This is a genomic window from Mesorhizobium silamurunense, assembly GCF_014843825.1.
GTDB lineage: Bacteria > Pseudomonadota > Alphaproteobacteria > Rhizobiales > Rhizobiaceae > Mesorhizobium > Mesorhizobium silamurunense.
This window is the reverse complement of the sequence record NZ_JHQR01000124.1, coordinates 74170-88283: the sequence shown is the minus strand read 5'-3', so window position 1 is coordinate 88283 and position 14114 is coordinate 74170. Positions and strand designations below refer to the sequence as shown.

Annotated in this window: 7 protein-coding genes and 1 pseudogene; all 8 read left to right on the top strand. The window is 64.3% G+C overall.

Annotated features, from left to right (window positions below; translation table 11 throughout):
• Window positions 1-783, top strand: a complete 783-nt coding sequence (locus tag DH10_RS14485) for an ATP-binding cassette domain-containing protein (protein ID WP_192244100.1) — start codon at window positions 1-3, stop codon at window positions 781-783.
• Window positions 784-926: 143 nt separating this feature from the next.
• Window positions 927-3389, top strand: coding sequence for a glycogen/starch/alpha-glucan phosphorylase (locus DH10_RS14480; protein ID WP_192384885.1), 2463 nt, complete (start codon window positions 927-929; stop codon window positions 3387-3389).
• Between the two features lie 181 nt (window positions 3390-3570).
• Window positions 3571-5793, top strand: a complete 2223-nt coding sequence (glgB, locus tag DH10_RS14475; RefSeq protein WP_192384884.1) for a 1,4-alpha-glucan branching protein GlgB — start codon at window positions 3571-3573, stop codon at window positions 5791-5793.
• Between the two features lie 52 nt (window positions 5794-5845).
• On the top strand, window positions 5846-7111 hold the full coding sequence (gene glgC / locus DH10_RS14470) for a glucose-1-phosphate adenylyltransferase (protein ID WP_192384883.1): 1266 nt from the start codon (window positions 5846-5848) through the stop codon (window positions 7109-7111).
• Window positions 7112-7178: 67 nt separating this feature from the next.
• Entirely contained in the window at window positions 7179-8624 is a 1446-nt protein-coding gene (gene glgA, locus DH10_RS14465; RefSeq protein ID WP_192384882.1) for a glycogen synthase GlgA, read from the top strand.
• 3 nt (window positions 8625-8627) lie between these two features.
• Entirely contained in the window at window positions 8628-10256 is a 1629-nt protein-coding gene (locus DH10_RS14460) for an alpha-D-glucose phosphate-specific phosphoglucomutase (protein WP_192384881.1), read from the top strand.
• A gap of 202 nt (window positions 10257-10458) precedes the next feature.
• Window positions 10459-12457 (top strand): annotated as a pseudogene (gene glgX / locus DH10_RS14455) (glycogen debranching protein GlgX).
• Window positions 12457-14112 carry a beta-galactosidase BglA gene (bglA, locus tag DH10_RS14450; RefSeq protein WP_192384880.1) on the top strand — a complete coding sequence of 552 codons (1656 nt, stop codon included), beginning with the start codon at window positions 12457-12459 and terminating at the stop codon, window positions 14110-14112. Before glgX ends, bglA begins: the two are co-directional and overlap by 1 nt.
• Window positions 14113-14114: the final 2 nt, after the last annotated feature.

Sequence of the window (14114 nt, the reverse complement as noted above, 5' to 3'; positions counted from 1 at the left end):
ATGACCCAGCAGGCTGTTCTCACCGCGCGCGGCCTCACCAAGCGCTATGGCCGGGTGACCGCGCTCAACAACTGCGACTTCGATCTCTATCCGGGCGAAATCCTGGCGGTGATCGGCGACAACGGCGCCGGCAAGTCGACGCTGATCAAGGCGATCTCCGGCGCCGTGCATCCCGATGAGGGAACCATCGAGCTCGACGGCAAGCAGGTGCTGTTCAAGTCGCCCATCGAAGCCCGCGAAGCCGGCATAGAGACGGTTTACCAGAACTTGGCGCTGTCGCCGGCGCTGTCGATCGCCGACAACATGTTCCTCGGCCGTGAGATCCGCAAGCCCGGACCGCTCGGCAGCTGGTTCCGCATGCTCGACCGGCCGGCGATGGAAAAGCGCGCCCGCGACAAGCTGACAGAGCTCGGGCTGATGACCATCCAGAACATCAGCCAGGCGGTGGAAACGCTCTCGGGCGGCCAGCGCCAGGGCGTCGCGGTGGCGCGCGCCGCAGCCTTCGGCTCCAAGGTGGTGATCATGGACGAGCCGACGGCCGCGCTCGGCGTCAAGGAAAGCCGCCGCGTGCTCGAGCTGATCCTCGACGTCAAGAAGCGCGGCCTGCCGATCGTGCTCATTTCGCACAACATGCCGCACGTCTTCGAGGTGGCCGATCGCATCCACATCCACCGGCTTGGACGGCGTCTGTGCGTTGTCGATCCGAAGCAGATTTCCATGTCGGATGCTGTCGCGCTGATGACCGGCGCCAAGAAGCCGCCGGAGGACGCGCTGGCGGCCTGATCTCCATTCACGGGTAAATTGCCGCGGGGGAAACCAGATGGCATCGCAACCTAAATCGATTGAATATATGCTGCGATGCAATACCATGGGGTAGGAGAAACAGTGAAAGCCGGTATGATCGTGGCACCAACACGAGAGGCAGCATGACACCCGCCATGACGATCGAAGCCCCCGCTCTCGACAATCCCGATCCCAAGACGCTTGCCGAAGAAGTCTTGCTGTCGCTCAAGTACCGGGTCGGCAAGGACACGACCGTCGCCACGCCCTATGATTGGCTGACTGCCTCGATAAAGGTCGTGCGCGACCGCATCCTCGATCACTGGATCCAGGCGACCAAGGAAGCCTACGATCAGCAGGAAAAACGCGTCTATTATCTCTCGCTCGAATTCCTGATCGGGCGCCTGATGCGCGACGCCTTCTCCAATCTCGGCCTGATGGAGAACATGCGCGAGGCGCTGGCCTCGCTCGGCGTCGATCTCGACCTTATCGCCGGCCTCGAGCCCGACGCAGCCCTCGGCAATGGCGGCCTCGGCCGGCTTGCCGCCTGCTTCATGGAAAGCATGGCGACCGTCGACATTCCCGCGCATGGCTACGGCATCCGCTACGCCAATGGCATGTTCCGCCAGGAGATCCACGACGGCTGGCAGGTGGAGCTGCCCGAGACCTGGCTCGACCACGGCAACCCGTGGGAGTTCGAGCGGCGCGAACGTTCCTTCGAGGTCGGCTTCGGCGGCTCGGTGGAATCGATCACCTCCAAGGACGGGCGGCTCGAGCGCCATGTCTGGAAGCCGACCGAGCATGTGCTGGCCGTCGCCTATGACACGCCGGTCGCCGGCTGGCGCGCCAGGCGCGTCAACACGCTGCGGCTATGGTCCGGCATGCCGATCGACCCGATCCTGCTCGACAAGTTCAACGCCGGCGACCACATCGGCGCTCTCGCCGAGAGCAACAAGGCCGACGCGCTGTCGCGCGTGCTCTATCCCGCCGATTCCCACATGGCCGGGCAGGAACTCAGGCTGCGGCAGGAATATTTCTTCTCCACCGCCTCGCTGCAGGACATCGTCCAGCGGCATCTCAGCCAATATGGCGACTTGAAGTCGCTGCCCGACAAGGCCGCGATCCACCTGAACGACACTCATCCCGCGGTCGCCGTGGCTGAGCTGATGCGACTGTTGATGGACGTCCACGGCATGGATTTCGACCTCGCCTGGGATATCACCAGGCGCACCTTCGCCTACACCAACCACACGCTGCTGCCGGAGGCGCTGGAAAGCTGGCCGGTGCCGCTATTCGAGCGCCTGCTGCCGCGCCACATGCAGATCGTCTACGCCATCAATGCGCAGGTGCTGCTCGAGGCGCGCGCCACCAACCGGTTCTCGGGCGAGCAGATCGCCCGCATCTCGCTGATCCAGGAAAATGGCGACCGTCGCGTGCGCATGGGCAATCTCGCCTTCGTCGGCTCGCATTCGATCAACGGCGTCTCGGCGTTGCACACCGAGCTGATGAAGGAGACGGTGTTCGCCGACCTCCACAAGCTCTATCCCGACCGCATCAACAACAAGACCAACGGCATCACGCCCAGGCGTTGGCTGATCCAGTGCAATCCCGGCCTGACCGCGCTGGCGCGCGAGGCGATCGGCGACCGCTTCATGGACGACATCGAGGCGATCAAGGATCTCGATCCCATTGCCGACGATGCCGCCTTCCGCGAGAAGTTTGCCGCGGTGAAGCGCCAGAACAAGGCGAGGCTCGCCAACCTCGTCGCCGACCGTCTCGGCATCAGGTTCGATCCTTCGGCGCTGTTCGACATCCAGGTCAAGCGCATCCACGAATACAAGCGCCAGCTGCTCAACATCCTGGAGGCGATCGCGCTCTACGACCAGATCCGCTCGCATCCGGAGCGGGACTGGATGCCGCGGGTGAAATTCTTCGGCGGCAAGGCGGCGCCCAGCTACCACAACGCCAAGCTCATCATCAAACTGGCCAACGATGTCGCCAGGGTCATCAACGGCGATCCGTCGGTGCGCGGCCTGCTGAAGGTCGTGTTCGTGCCGAACTACAATGTCAGCCTGGCCGAGGTGCTGATGCCCGCCGCCGATCTCTCCGAGCAGATCTCGACCGCCGGCATGGAGGCTTCCGGTACCGGCAACATGAAGTTCGCCCTCAACGGCGCCTTGACCATCGGCACGCTCGACGGCGCCAACGTCGAGATCAAGGAACGCGTCGGCGACGACAACATCTTCATCTTCGGCCTGACCACGGCGGAAGTCGCCGAACGGCGCAAAAACGGCTACAACCCGCGCGGCGTGATCGAGTCCTCGCCCGAATTGTCGCAGGCGGTGTCGGCGATCTCGTCCGGGGTCTTCTCGCCCGACGATCCCAACCGCTACCGAGACCTGATGAACGGTCTCTACCAGAGCGACTGGTTCATGGTGGCGGCCGATTTCGACTCCTACGCCGCCTGCCAGCGCGAGGTCGACGACGTGTGGCGCAACAGTCCCGACTGGTACGCGCGCGCCATCCGCAATGTCGCCCGCGTCGGCTGGTTCTCGTCCGATCGCACCATCCGCCAATATGCGAAAGAAATCTGGAACGTGCCCGTCTGATGTGATTGCATGAGGCCACGAACGATGTGGCCCGGTGCATGCCGCCCAAAAGTGCACAGCGGTTTTGGGATTACGGCATGCACCAAAACAAAGATCAGTGCATGGCGCCCAAAAGTGCACGGCGGTTTTGGGATTACGGCATGCACCAAAACAGAAGGTTCCCAGGGAGGGACGCTGCCTGATGAGGAAGCCGCGCGCGACCGCTGCGACAAGCGGGCCGGACGGACTGGCGCCAGCCGGCGATGTCGCGGCGATTGTCGCCGGAACGCATGGCGATCCCTTTGCGGTTCTGGGCCTGCATGAAGCCGGCAAAGGCTTCGTCGCCCGCTGCTTCGTGCCCAATGCCGAAGTCGTCACCGCCTACACGCTGACCGGCAAGGAGGTCGGGGAACTCGTCCGCAGCAACGATGCCGGCTTCTTCGAGGGCAGGCTCTCGATCCGCAAGCGCCAGCCGCTGCGCTATCACGCGAAAAATGCCGGCGGCGATTGGTGGCTGACCGACCCTTACTCCTTCGGCCCGGTGCTCGGACCGATGGACGACTACTACATGGCCGAGGGCTCGCACTTAAGGCTCTTCGACAAGCTCGGCGCCCATATCATCGAGCATGAGGGCGCCACCGGCGTGCATTTCGCGGTTTGGGCGCCCAATGCCCGGCGTGTCTCGGTGGTTGGCGCTTTCAACGACTGGGACGGCCGCCGGCACGCCATGCGCGACCGCAAGGACACCGGCATCTGGGAGCTGTTCATTCCGGATCTCGGCGCCAGCCAGCCTTACAAGTTCGAGATCATCGGCCCCGACGGTGTGCGGTTGCCGCTCAAGGCCGATCCCTTCGCCTTCGAATCCGAGCTGCGTCCGGCGACCGCTTCCGTGACGGCGCCGCCGATGGCGCATCAATGGGGCGACGAAGCGCACCGTAGTTTCTGGCAAAAGGCCGACCCCAGGCGCGAGGCGATCTCGATCTACGAAGTCCATGCCGGCTCGTGGCAGCGCCGCGACGACGGCACGTTCCTCACCTGGGACGAGCTCGCCGCGCGGCTGATCCCGTACGCGGTCGACACCGGCTTCACCCATATCGAGTTCCTGCCGATCTCCGAGCATCCCTACGACCCGTCCTGGGGCTACCAGACGACCGGCCTCTATGCGCCGACCGCGCGCTTCGGCGATCCCGACGGCTTCGCCCGCTTCGTCGACGGCGCGCATCGCGCCGGCGTTGGCGTCATCCTCGACTGGGTGCCGGCGCATTTCCCCGTCGACGAACATGGGCTGGTGAAATTCGACGGCACCGCGCTCTACGAGCATGAAGACCCGCGCCAGGGCTTCCATCCCGACTGGAACACCGCGATCTACAATTTCGGACGCCGCGAGGTGGTGTCCTTCCTCGTCAACAATGCGCTGTTCTGGGCCGAAAAATATCATGTCGACGGCCTGCGCGTCGATGCGGTCGCCTCGATGCTCTACCTCGACTATTCGCGCAAGGCGGGCGAGTGGATCCCCAACGAGAAGGGCGGGCGCGAGAACCTGCAGGCCGTCAGCTTCCTGCAGAAGATGAACAAGGAGCTTTACGGCCACCATCCCGGCGTGATGACGATCGCCGAGGAATCGACCTCATGGCCGAAGGTCTCGCGGCCGGTGCATGAAGGCGGGCTCGGCTTCGGCTTCAAGTGGAACATGGGCTTCATGCACGACACGCTGGAGTATTTCTCCAAGGAGCCGATCTATCGCAAGCACCACCACAACGACATCACCTTCGGCCTCGTCTACGCCTTCTCCGAGAATTTCGTGTTGCCGCTCTCCCATGACGAGGTCGTCCACGGCAAGGGCACATTGCTCAACAAGATGGCCGGCGACGACTGGCAGAAATTCGCAACCTTGCGCGCCTACTACGCCTTCATGTGGGGCTATCCCGGCAAGAAGCTCGTGTTCATGGGGCAGGAATTCGCCCAGCGCCGCGAGTGGAGCGAGGAACGCGCGCTCGACTGGAACCTCTTGGACTACGCACCGCATCGCGGCGTCTGGCAGGTGGTGCGCGACTTGAACTACCTCTACCGCTCGCGCCCGGCGCTGCATGCGCGCGACTGCGAGCCGGAAGGCTTCTCCTGGCTGATTGTCGACGATCGCGACAACTCCGTCTTTGCCTGGCTGCGCAGCGCACCCGACGGCAACCCGATCGCCGTTATCTCCAATTTCACGCCGGTGCCGCGCGAGAACTATCGTGTACCGCTGCCGAAGGCGGGAGAATGGCGCGAGATCATCAACACTGACGCCGCCGATTATGGCGGCTCAGGCATGGGCAATGTCGGCATGGTCGTGGCGAGCGAGGAAGGGGGCGGCATATCGGCGACGATGCTGTTGCCGCCGCTGTCCACAATCATGTTGGAATTCGTCGCGGGCGAAAGCAGATGATATCTCATCTTGCTGAAGCAATGTCCCGGACAGATTACTTGGGAGGGTAACAATGGCAGAGATCAAGAGAACCCAGCCGCTGGCGCGCGATGCCATGGCCTATGTGCTTGCCGGCGGCCGCGGCAGCCGCCTCAAGGAGCTGACAGACCGGCGCGCCAAGCCCGCTGTCTATTTCGGCGGCAAGACGCGCATCATCGATTTCGCGCTGTCCAATGCGTTGAACTCCGGCATTCGCCGTCTCGGCGTCGCCACCCAGTACAAGGCGCACTCGCTGATCCGCCACCTGCAGCGTGGCTGGAACTTCCTCAGGCCTGAGCGAAACGAAAGCTTCGACATCCTGCCGGCCTCGCAGCGCGTCTCGGAGACGCAGTGGTATGAGGGCACGGCGGACGCGGTCTACCAGAACATCGACATCATCGAGGCCTACGGGCCTGAATACATGGTGATCCTCGCCGGCGACCACATCTACAAGATGGACTACGAGCTGATGCTGCGCCAGCATGTCGATGCCGGCGCCGACGTCACCGTCGGCTGCCTGGAAGTGCCGCGCATGGAGGCGACCGGCTTCGGCGTCATGCATGTCGATGCCAAGGACAACATCATCGCTTTCGTCGAAAAACCCGCCGATCCGCCCGGCATCCCCGACAAGCCTGAGTTCGCCCTGGCATCGATGGGCATCTATGTCTTCAAGACCAAGTTCCTGATGGAGCAGCTGCGCCGCGACGCCGCCGAACCCGGTTCCAGCCGCGACTTCGGCAAGGACATCATCCCCTATATCGTCCAGCACGGTAAGGCGATCGCCCACCGCTTCGCCAAGTCCTGCGTACGCTCCTCGCATGAGGCCGAGCCTTACTGGCGCGACGTCGGAACGGTGGATGCCTATTGGGAGGCCAATATCGACCTCACCGACATCACGCCCGAGCTCGACCTCTACGACCGCGACTGGCCGATCTGGACCTATGCCGAATTGAAGCCGCCGGCAAAATTCGTGCATGACGAGGACGGCCGCCGCGGCGAGGCGATCTCCTCGCTGGTGTCCGGCGACTGCATCGTCTCCGGCGCATCGCTGCGCCGCAGCCTGATCTTCACCGGCGCGCGCATCAATTCCTATTCGAAGCTCGAGGAGGTGGTGATGCTGCCCGACGTCCAGGTCGGGCGCAACGCGCGCCTCAGCCGCGTCGTCATCGATCATGGCGTCCATATCCCGGAGGGGCTGGTGGTCGGCGAGGATCCGGCGCTCGACGCCAAACGCTTCCGCGTTTCGGAAAAAGGCATCTGCCTGATCACGCAGGATATGATCAACAAGCTGTCAACCTGACAGGGTTGATCAGCAAGCTGTCAGTTCGATCAACAAGCTGCCACTGTAAGATCGGAATGTGAGGCGCATGCAGGTTCTGTCGGTCACGCCCGAAATCTTTCCCTTGATCAAGACCGGCGGCCTTGCCGACGTGACCGGCGCGCTGCCGATCGCGCTCGCCGGCAAGGGTGTGGCGATGCGCACGCTGGTTCCCGGCTATCCTGTGGTGATGGAGGCGTTCAAGAAAAAGAAGGCCGTCTACCAGTACCCGCTGCTGCAGGGCGGCAAGGCTTCGGTCCATGCCGTCAAGGTCGGCGAGCTCGACCTCTTCGTGCTCGACGCGCCGCATCTGTTCGATCGTCAGGGTGGGCCATATGGCACCGCCTCCGGCTCCGACTGGCCCGACAACTGGCGGCGCTTCGCGGCGCTGAGCCAGGTCGGCGGCGACATCGCCGGCGGCGCCATCTCCGGCTACCAGCCCGACATCGTGCATGCCCATGACTGGCAGTCGGCGATGACGCTTGCCTATATGCGCTACGGCAAGGCGGTCGGCGTGCCGTCGCTGATCACCGTGCACAACCTGGCCTTCCAGGGCCAGTTCGGCGCCGGCATCTTCGGCGAGCTCGGCCTGCCGGGCGTGGCGATGCAGCTCGACGGCGTCGAATATTATGGCGGCGTCGGCTTCCTCAAGGCCGGCCTGCAGGCGGCCTGGGCGATCACCACGGTGAGCCCGACCTACGCGCAGGAAATCCGCTCGCCGGAATTCGGCATGGGCCTCGACGGCCTGATCAACATGCGCGCCACCGACCTCTACGGCATCGTCAATGGCATCGATGTCGACATCTGGAATCCCGAGACCGACAAGCATCTGGTGGCCAACTATTCGGCCGAGACGCTTGCGGCGCGCGCCAAAAACCGCAAAGCCGTCGAGGACCGCTTTAATCTCGAAAATGACGACAGCCCGATCGTCTGTGTCGTCAGCCGGCTGACCTGGCAGAAGGGCATGGACATTCTGGCCGCGGTCGTCGATGGCGTGGTCGCGGCCGGCGCGCGGCTGGCGATCCTGGGATCGGGCGACGCCGGCCTCGAAGGCTCGCTGCTTGCTGCCGCCGCGCGGCATCGCGGCCGCGTCGGCGTCGTCATCGGCTACGACGAAGGCCTCTCGCACGTCATGCAGGGCGGCTGCGACGCCATCGTCATCCCGTCGCGCTTCGAGCCTTGCGGGCTGACGCAGCTCTACGGCCTGCGCTATGGTTGCGTGCCGATCGTCGCCCGCACCGGCGGTCTTGCCGACACCATCATCGACGCCAATGAGGCGGCGCTTTCGGCAGGCGTCGCCACCGGCTTCCAGTTCGCGCCGAACAATGGCGGCGCTCTGTTGCATGCGATCCACAGGCTGGTCGAGGCGCATGCCAGGCCCGCGGCCTGGGCCTCGATCCAGCGCCAGGGTATGAAGGCCGAAGTCTCCTGGGACAAGAGTGCCGAAAGATACGTCGAACTCTATCGCCTGCTGCTTTCGAAAAGGGTTGCCTGAAGCATGATCAAAACCGTCCCCACCAAACCCTATACCGACCAGAAGCCTGGCACCTCCGGCTTGCGCAAGAAGGTGCCCGTCTTCCAGCAGGAGCACTATGCCGAGAACTTCATCCAGTCGATCTTCGACGCGCTGGAAGGTTTTAAGGGCAAGACGCTGGTGATCGGCGGCGACGGTCGCTTCTACAACCGCGAGGTCATCCAGAAGGCGATCGCCATGGCCGCCGCCAACGGCTTCGGCAAGGTGATGGTCGGGCAGGGGGGTATCCTTTCGACGCCAGCCGCCTCCAACATCATCCGCAAATACAAGACCTTCGGCGGCATCATCCTGTCGGCCAGCCACAATCCGGGTGGTCCGCACGAGGATTTCGGCATCAAGTACAATGCCGGCAATGGCGGTCCGGCGCCGGAGAAGATCACCGACGCGATCTTCGAAAAGACCAAGACGATCTCGAGCTTCAAGATCGCCAACATCGGCAATGTCGACATCGACACGATCGGTACCTTCGAAGCTGGCGGCATGACGGTCGAGATCTTCGACCCGGTCAAGGACTATGCCGAGCTGATGGAAAGCCTGTTCGACTTCGACGCCATCCGCGCCAATTTCAAATACGGCTTCCGCATGCGTTTCGACGCCATGCACGCGGTGACCGGCCCTTACGCCAAGGAGATCCTCGAGCGCCGGCTCGGCGCGCCGAACGGCACCTGCCGCAACTTCAAGCCGCTGCCCGATTTCGGCGGCCATCACCCCGATCCGAACCTGGTGCATGCCAAGCATCTCTATGACGAGATGATGGGTCCGGATGCGCCCGATTTCGGCGCCGCTTCTGACGGCGACGGCGACCGCAACCTGATCATCGGCAAGGGCATTTTCGTCACCCCGTCGGATTCGGTGGCGATGCTTGCCGCCAACGCGCATCTGGCGCCCGGCTACAAGGAAGGCCTGAAGGGCATCGCCCGCTCGATGCCGACCAGTGGTGCGGCCGACCGTGTGGCGGAAAAGCTCGGCATCGGCATCTACGAGACGCCGACCGGCTGGAAGTTCTTCGGCAATCTGCTCGATGCCGGCATGGCGACGATCTGCGGCGAGGAAAGCGCCGGCACCGGCTCCAACCATGTGCGCGAGAAGGACGGGCTGTGGGCCGTGCTTCTATGGCTCAACATCCTCGCGGTGCGCGGCGAGAGCTGCAAGGACATCGTCACCAAGCACTGGGAGACCTACGGCCGCAATTATTATTCGCGCCACGACTATGAGGAGGTCGAGACCGAGCGCGCAAACGCGCTGGTCGATGAGTTGCGCGCCAAGCTCGGCTCGCTGCCCGGCACCAGCGTGCGCGGCCTGAAGATCGCCAATGCGGACGACTTCGCCTACCACGACCCGGTCGACGGCTCGGTGAGCAAGAACCAGGGCATCCGGATCCTGTTCGAGGGCGGCTCGCGCGTCGTCTTCCGCCTCTCTGGCACGGGCACTTCCGGTGCCACGCTGCGCGTCTATATCGAGCGCTACGAGCCGGACAAGGCGAGGCACGATCTCGATACCCAGGAAGCGCTCGCCGATCTCATCGCCGCCGCCGACGACATCGGTGGCATCAAGAGCCACACCGGCCGCAACAAGCCGAGCGTGATTACTTGAGGGTGGCGCGGCGCCCTCTTCCTTCTCCCCTTGTGGGGTCCGAAGGACGGGGCGAGACCCGTGGCTCGCCCCCGGGCGGTGGATCGGCGCGCAGCGCCGAGACGGATGAGGGGTGTTGGACGGAGTGCCGTCGGTGTCAAGCTGGAGCACCCCTCATCCGTCGCCTTCGGCGACACCTTCTCCGGGAGAAGGGGGAGCCTGCATGACTCACCTCGGCGCAACCGGCACTCCCGACGGCATCCGCTTCGCCGTCTGGTCCTCTTCAGCGCGGCGCGTATGGGTCTCGATCTTCGACGACGGCGGCACCCGCGAGGTCGAACGGCTGGAACTGAAGCCGGAAGGCGAGGGCATGCACGCGCGCTTCGTACCTGGCCTCGCTGAGGGCACGCGCTACGGCTTTCGCGCCGACGGCGACTATGCGCCGGAGCGCGGTTCTTGGTTCGATCCGAACAAGCTGCTGACCGATCCTTACGCCGTCGAGATCGACCGGCCGTATCAATATCACTGGCGGCTTGCAGCCAGACGCAACGAAGGCGCCGACACGGCCCCGCTCATGCCGAAAACCGTGGCGCGCGCGCTGCCGCAGCCACTGGCTGCCAAGCCGCCCCTGTTCCAGCCCGGCGGCTTCATCTACGAACTCAGCGTCCGCTCCTTCACCAAGCTGCACCCAGACGTACCGGAGGCACAGCGCGGCACCATCGCGGCGCTTGCCCATCCGGCCATCATCGAGCATCTGAAGCGCCTTGGCGTCTCCGCTGTCGAGTTGATGCCGATCACGGCGTCGATCGACGAGCGGCATCTGCCGCCGCTGGGCTTGAGGAACGCCTGGGGCTACAACCCCGTCACCTTCATGGCGCTCGATCCGCGTCTCGCGCCAGGTGGCCTTGTGGAACTGCGCGATACGGTTGCGACGCTGCGTGAAGCGGGCATCGGCACCATCCTCGACCTCGTCTTCAACCACACCGGCGAGAGCGACCGGCTCGGCCCGACACTGTCGCTGCGCGGCCTCGACCCGCAGGCCTATTTCAGGCATCTGCCGGACGGCCGGCTGGCCAATGACACCGGCACCGGCAACACGGTCGCCTGCGATCATCCGGTCGTGCGCGAGATGGTGCTGGACACGCTCCGCCATTTCGTCCGTTTCGCTGGCGTCGATGGCTTCCGCTTTGACCTGGCCCCCGTGCTCGGCAGGGTCGACGGTGTGTTCGAGCCGGATGCGCCGTTGCTTGAGGCCATCGCCGGCGATCCCGTCCTCGCCGACCGCGTGCTGATCGCCGAGCCCTGGGATATCGGTCCGAACGGCTACCAGCTCGATTCCCCCCCCGCCATACCTGGAGTGGAACGACCGTTATCGCGATGACGTCCGGCGCTTCTGGCGCGGCGATGCGGGCGCGATCGGCGCTTTGGCCACGCGGCTTGCCGGCTCGTCCGACGTGTTCGGCAGGGCGGGCCAGCCGGCGAGCCGCAGCGTCAACTTCATCGCCGCCCATGACGGCATGACGCTGGCCGATCTGGTTGCCCATGAGCGGAAGCACAACGCGGCCAATGGCGAGCATAACCGCGACGGACACAATGACAATCTGTCGTGGAACAACGGCGTCGAGGGCGAGACGGATGACGCGGAAATCGCCAAGGCCCGCTTCGCCGACCAGTGCGCATTGCTTGCGACGCTCTTTGCCTCGCGCGGCACCATCATGCTGACCGCCGGCGACGAGTTCGGCAGAACGCAGCAGGGCAACAACAATGCCTATGCGCAGGACAACGCCATCACCTGGCTCGACTGGGCCGGCCGCGATGAGGCGCTCGAGCGATACACTTCGGCTCTCTCCGCGATGCGCCATGCCTTTCCGGCGCTGTCGGACACGCATTTCCTGACCGGGGAGCCGTCCGATGCTTCAGCCGTCCCGGACGTCGAGTGGCTGAGCGAAACCGGTGCGCCGCTTGGTGAGGCCGACTGGAACGATCCCGGGCGACATCGCCTCGTCATGATGCTCGGCGATAGCGGGGGCGGCCGCCTTGCCGTCATGGTCAATGGCGACCGCCGCCAATGCGTCTTCACCTTGCCCGCACGGGAAGGCTTTCACTGGCATTCGGTGATCGAGACGCAGGCGGTCGACCTGGCGCGGCCGGTCCCTGGCCGCAGCGTGAATTTCATGATCGAGCGTAGGGCTTCGAAGGCCCGCGCCGGAAAGGGTTCGTGATGGCCGATGGCAACACGCAGCAAGGGGCCGAGTGGTGGCGCGGTTGCGTGATCTATCAGATCTATCCGCGCTCCTTCCAGGACACCACCGGTGACGGCAGCGGCGATCTCAAGGGGATCACTGCGCGGCTCGCCCATGTCGCTTCGCTCGGCGTCGATGCCGTATGGCTCTCGCCCTTTTTCAAGTCGCCGATGGCCGACATGGGCTATGACGTGTCGGACTATCGTGACGTCGATCCGATGTTCGGCGCGCTGGAGGATTTCGATGCGCTGGTCGCCGAAGCGCATCGGCTCGGGCTGAAGCTCATCATCGATCAGGTGATCTCCCACTCATCCGACAGGCATGAATGGTTCGTGGAAAGCCGTGCCAGCCGTGACAATGCGAAAGCCGACTGGTATGTCTGGGCCGACGCCAAGCCCGACGGCAGCGCGCCCAACAACTGGCAATCGCTGTTCGGCGGTCCCGCCTGGGAGTGGGACGCCACCCGCCGGCAGTACTACATGCACAACTTTCTCGCCGCGCAGCCGGACCTCAATTTCCATACTGCGGAGGTGCAGGACGCGGTCCTCGACACGGTGCGCTTCTGGCTGGAGCGCGGCGTCGACGGCTTCCGGCTGGATACGGTCAACTATTATGTCCATGACCGCTGGCTGCGCGACAACCCGCCTTTGGCCGCGAGCGTCGCCGGCACCAGTGGCGCCACCACCACCTACGCCTTTCAGGAGCATCTCTTCGACAAGACGCGCCCTGAGAATCTCGACTTCCTGAAGCGTTTTCGCGCGCTGCTTGACCAGTACCCTGACCGTGCTGCGGTCGGCGAGGTGGGTGACGAGGAGCGCTCGCTGCAGACGCTTGCCGCCTACACCTCCGGAGGCGACAAATTGCAGATGTGCTACACCTTCGACCTGCTCGGCCCGCAATTCTCGGCCGCCCATGTGCGCGGCTGCGTCGAGGCGTTCGAGAATGCGGTTGCCGACGGCTGGGTCTGCTGGGCTTTCTCCAACCACGATGTCGTTCGCCATGTCAGCCGCTGGACACGGCCCGGCGAGAACCCGGATGCCGTAGCGAAATTCGCGATCGCGCTGCTTTGCTCTCTGCGCGGTTCGATCTGCCTCTATCAGGGCGAGGAGCTTGGGCTGGAGGAAGCCGAGCTTGCGTATGAGGATCTGCGCGATCCTTTTGGCATCCGCTTCTGGCCGGGCGTGAAGGGCAGGGACGGCTGCCGCACCCCGATGGTCTGGGAGGCAGAAGCGGAAAATGGCGGTTTCTCCGCAGCCAAGCCCTGGCTGCCGGTGCCGCTGGCGCATCGCAGTCGCGCGGTCGATGTGCAGAACGGCGAGGACGGTTCCCTACTCGCCGCCTATCGCTCGATCCTCGCCTTGCGCAAGCGCCACCCGGCGTTGATCAACGGTTCGATCCGCTTTCTCGATACCGAGGGCGATGTGTTGGCTTTGGTCCGCCAGCACGAAGACGAGAAATTGTTGTGCGTCTTCAATTTCGCCGCTGAGCCGGCGAACTGGACGCTGCCGGCGGAGATCAGGGATGTCGAGATAACGGCTCTTGCCGTTGACGTCGCTGGCGTTCTTGGCGGTGTTCTCGAAGAGATTACGCTGGCACTGCCGCCTGTGGGTTGCTTCGTCGCCAGAATTGGCTGACA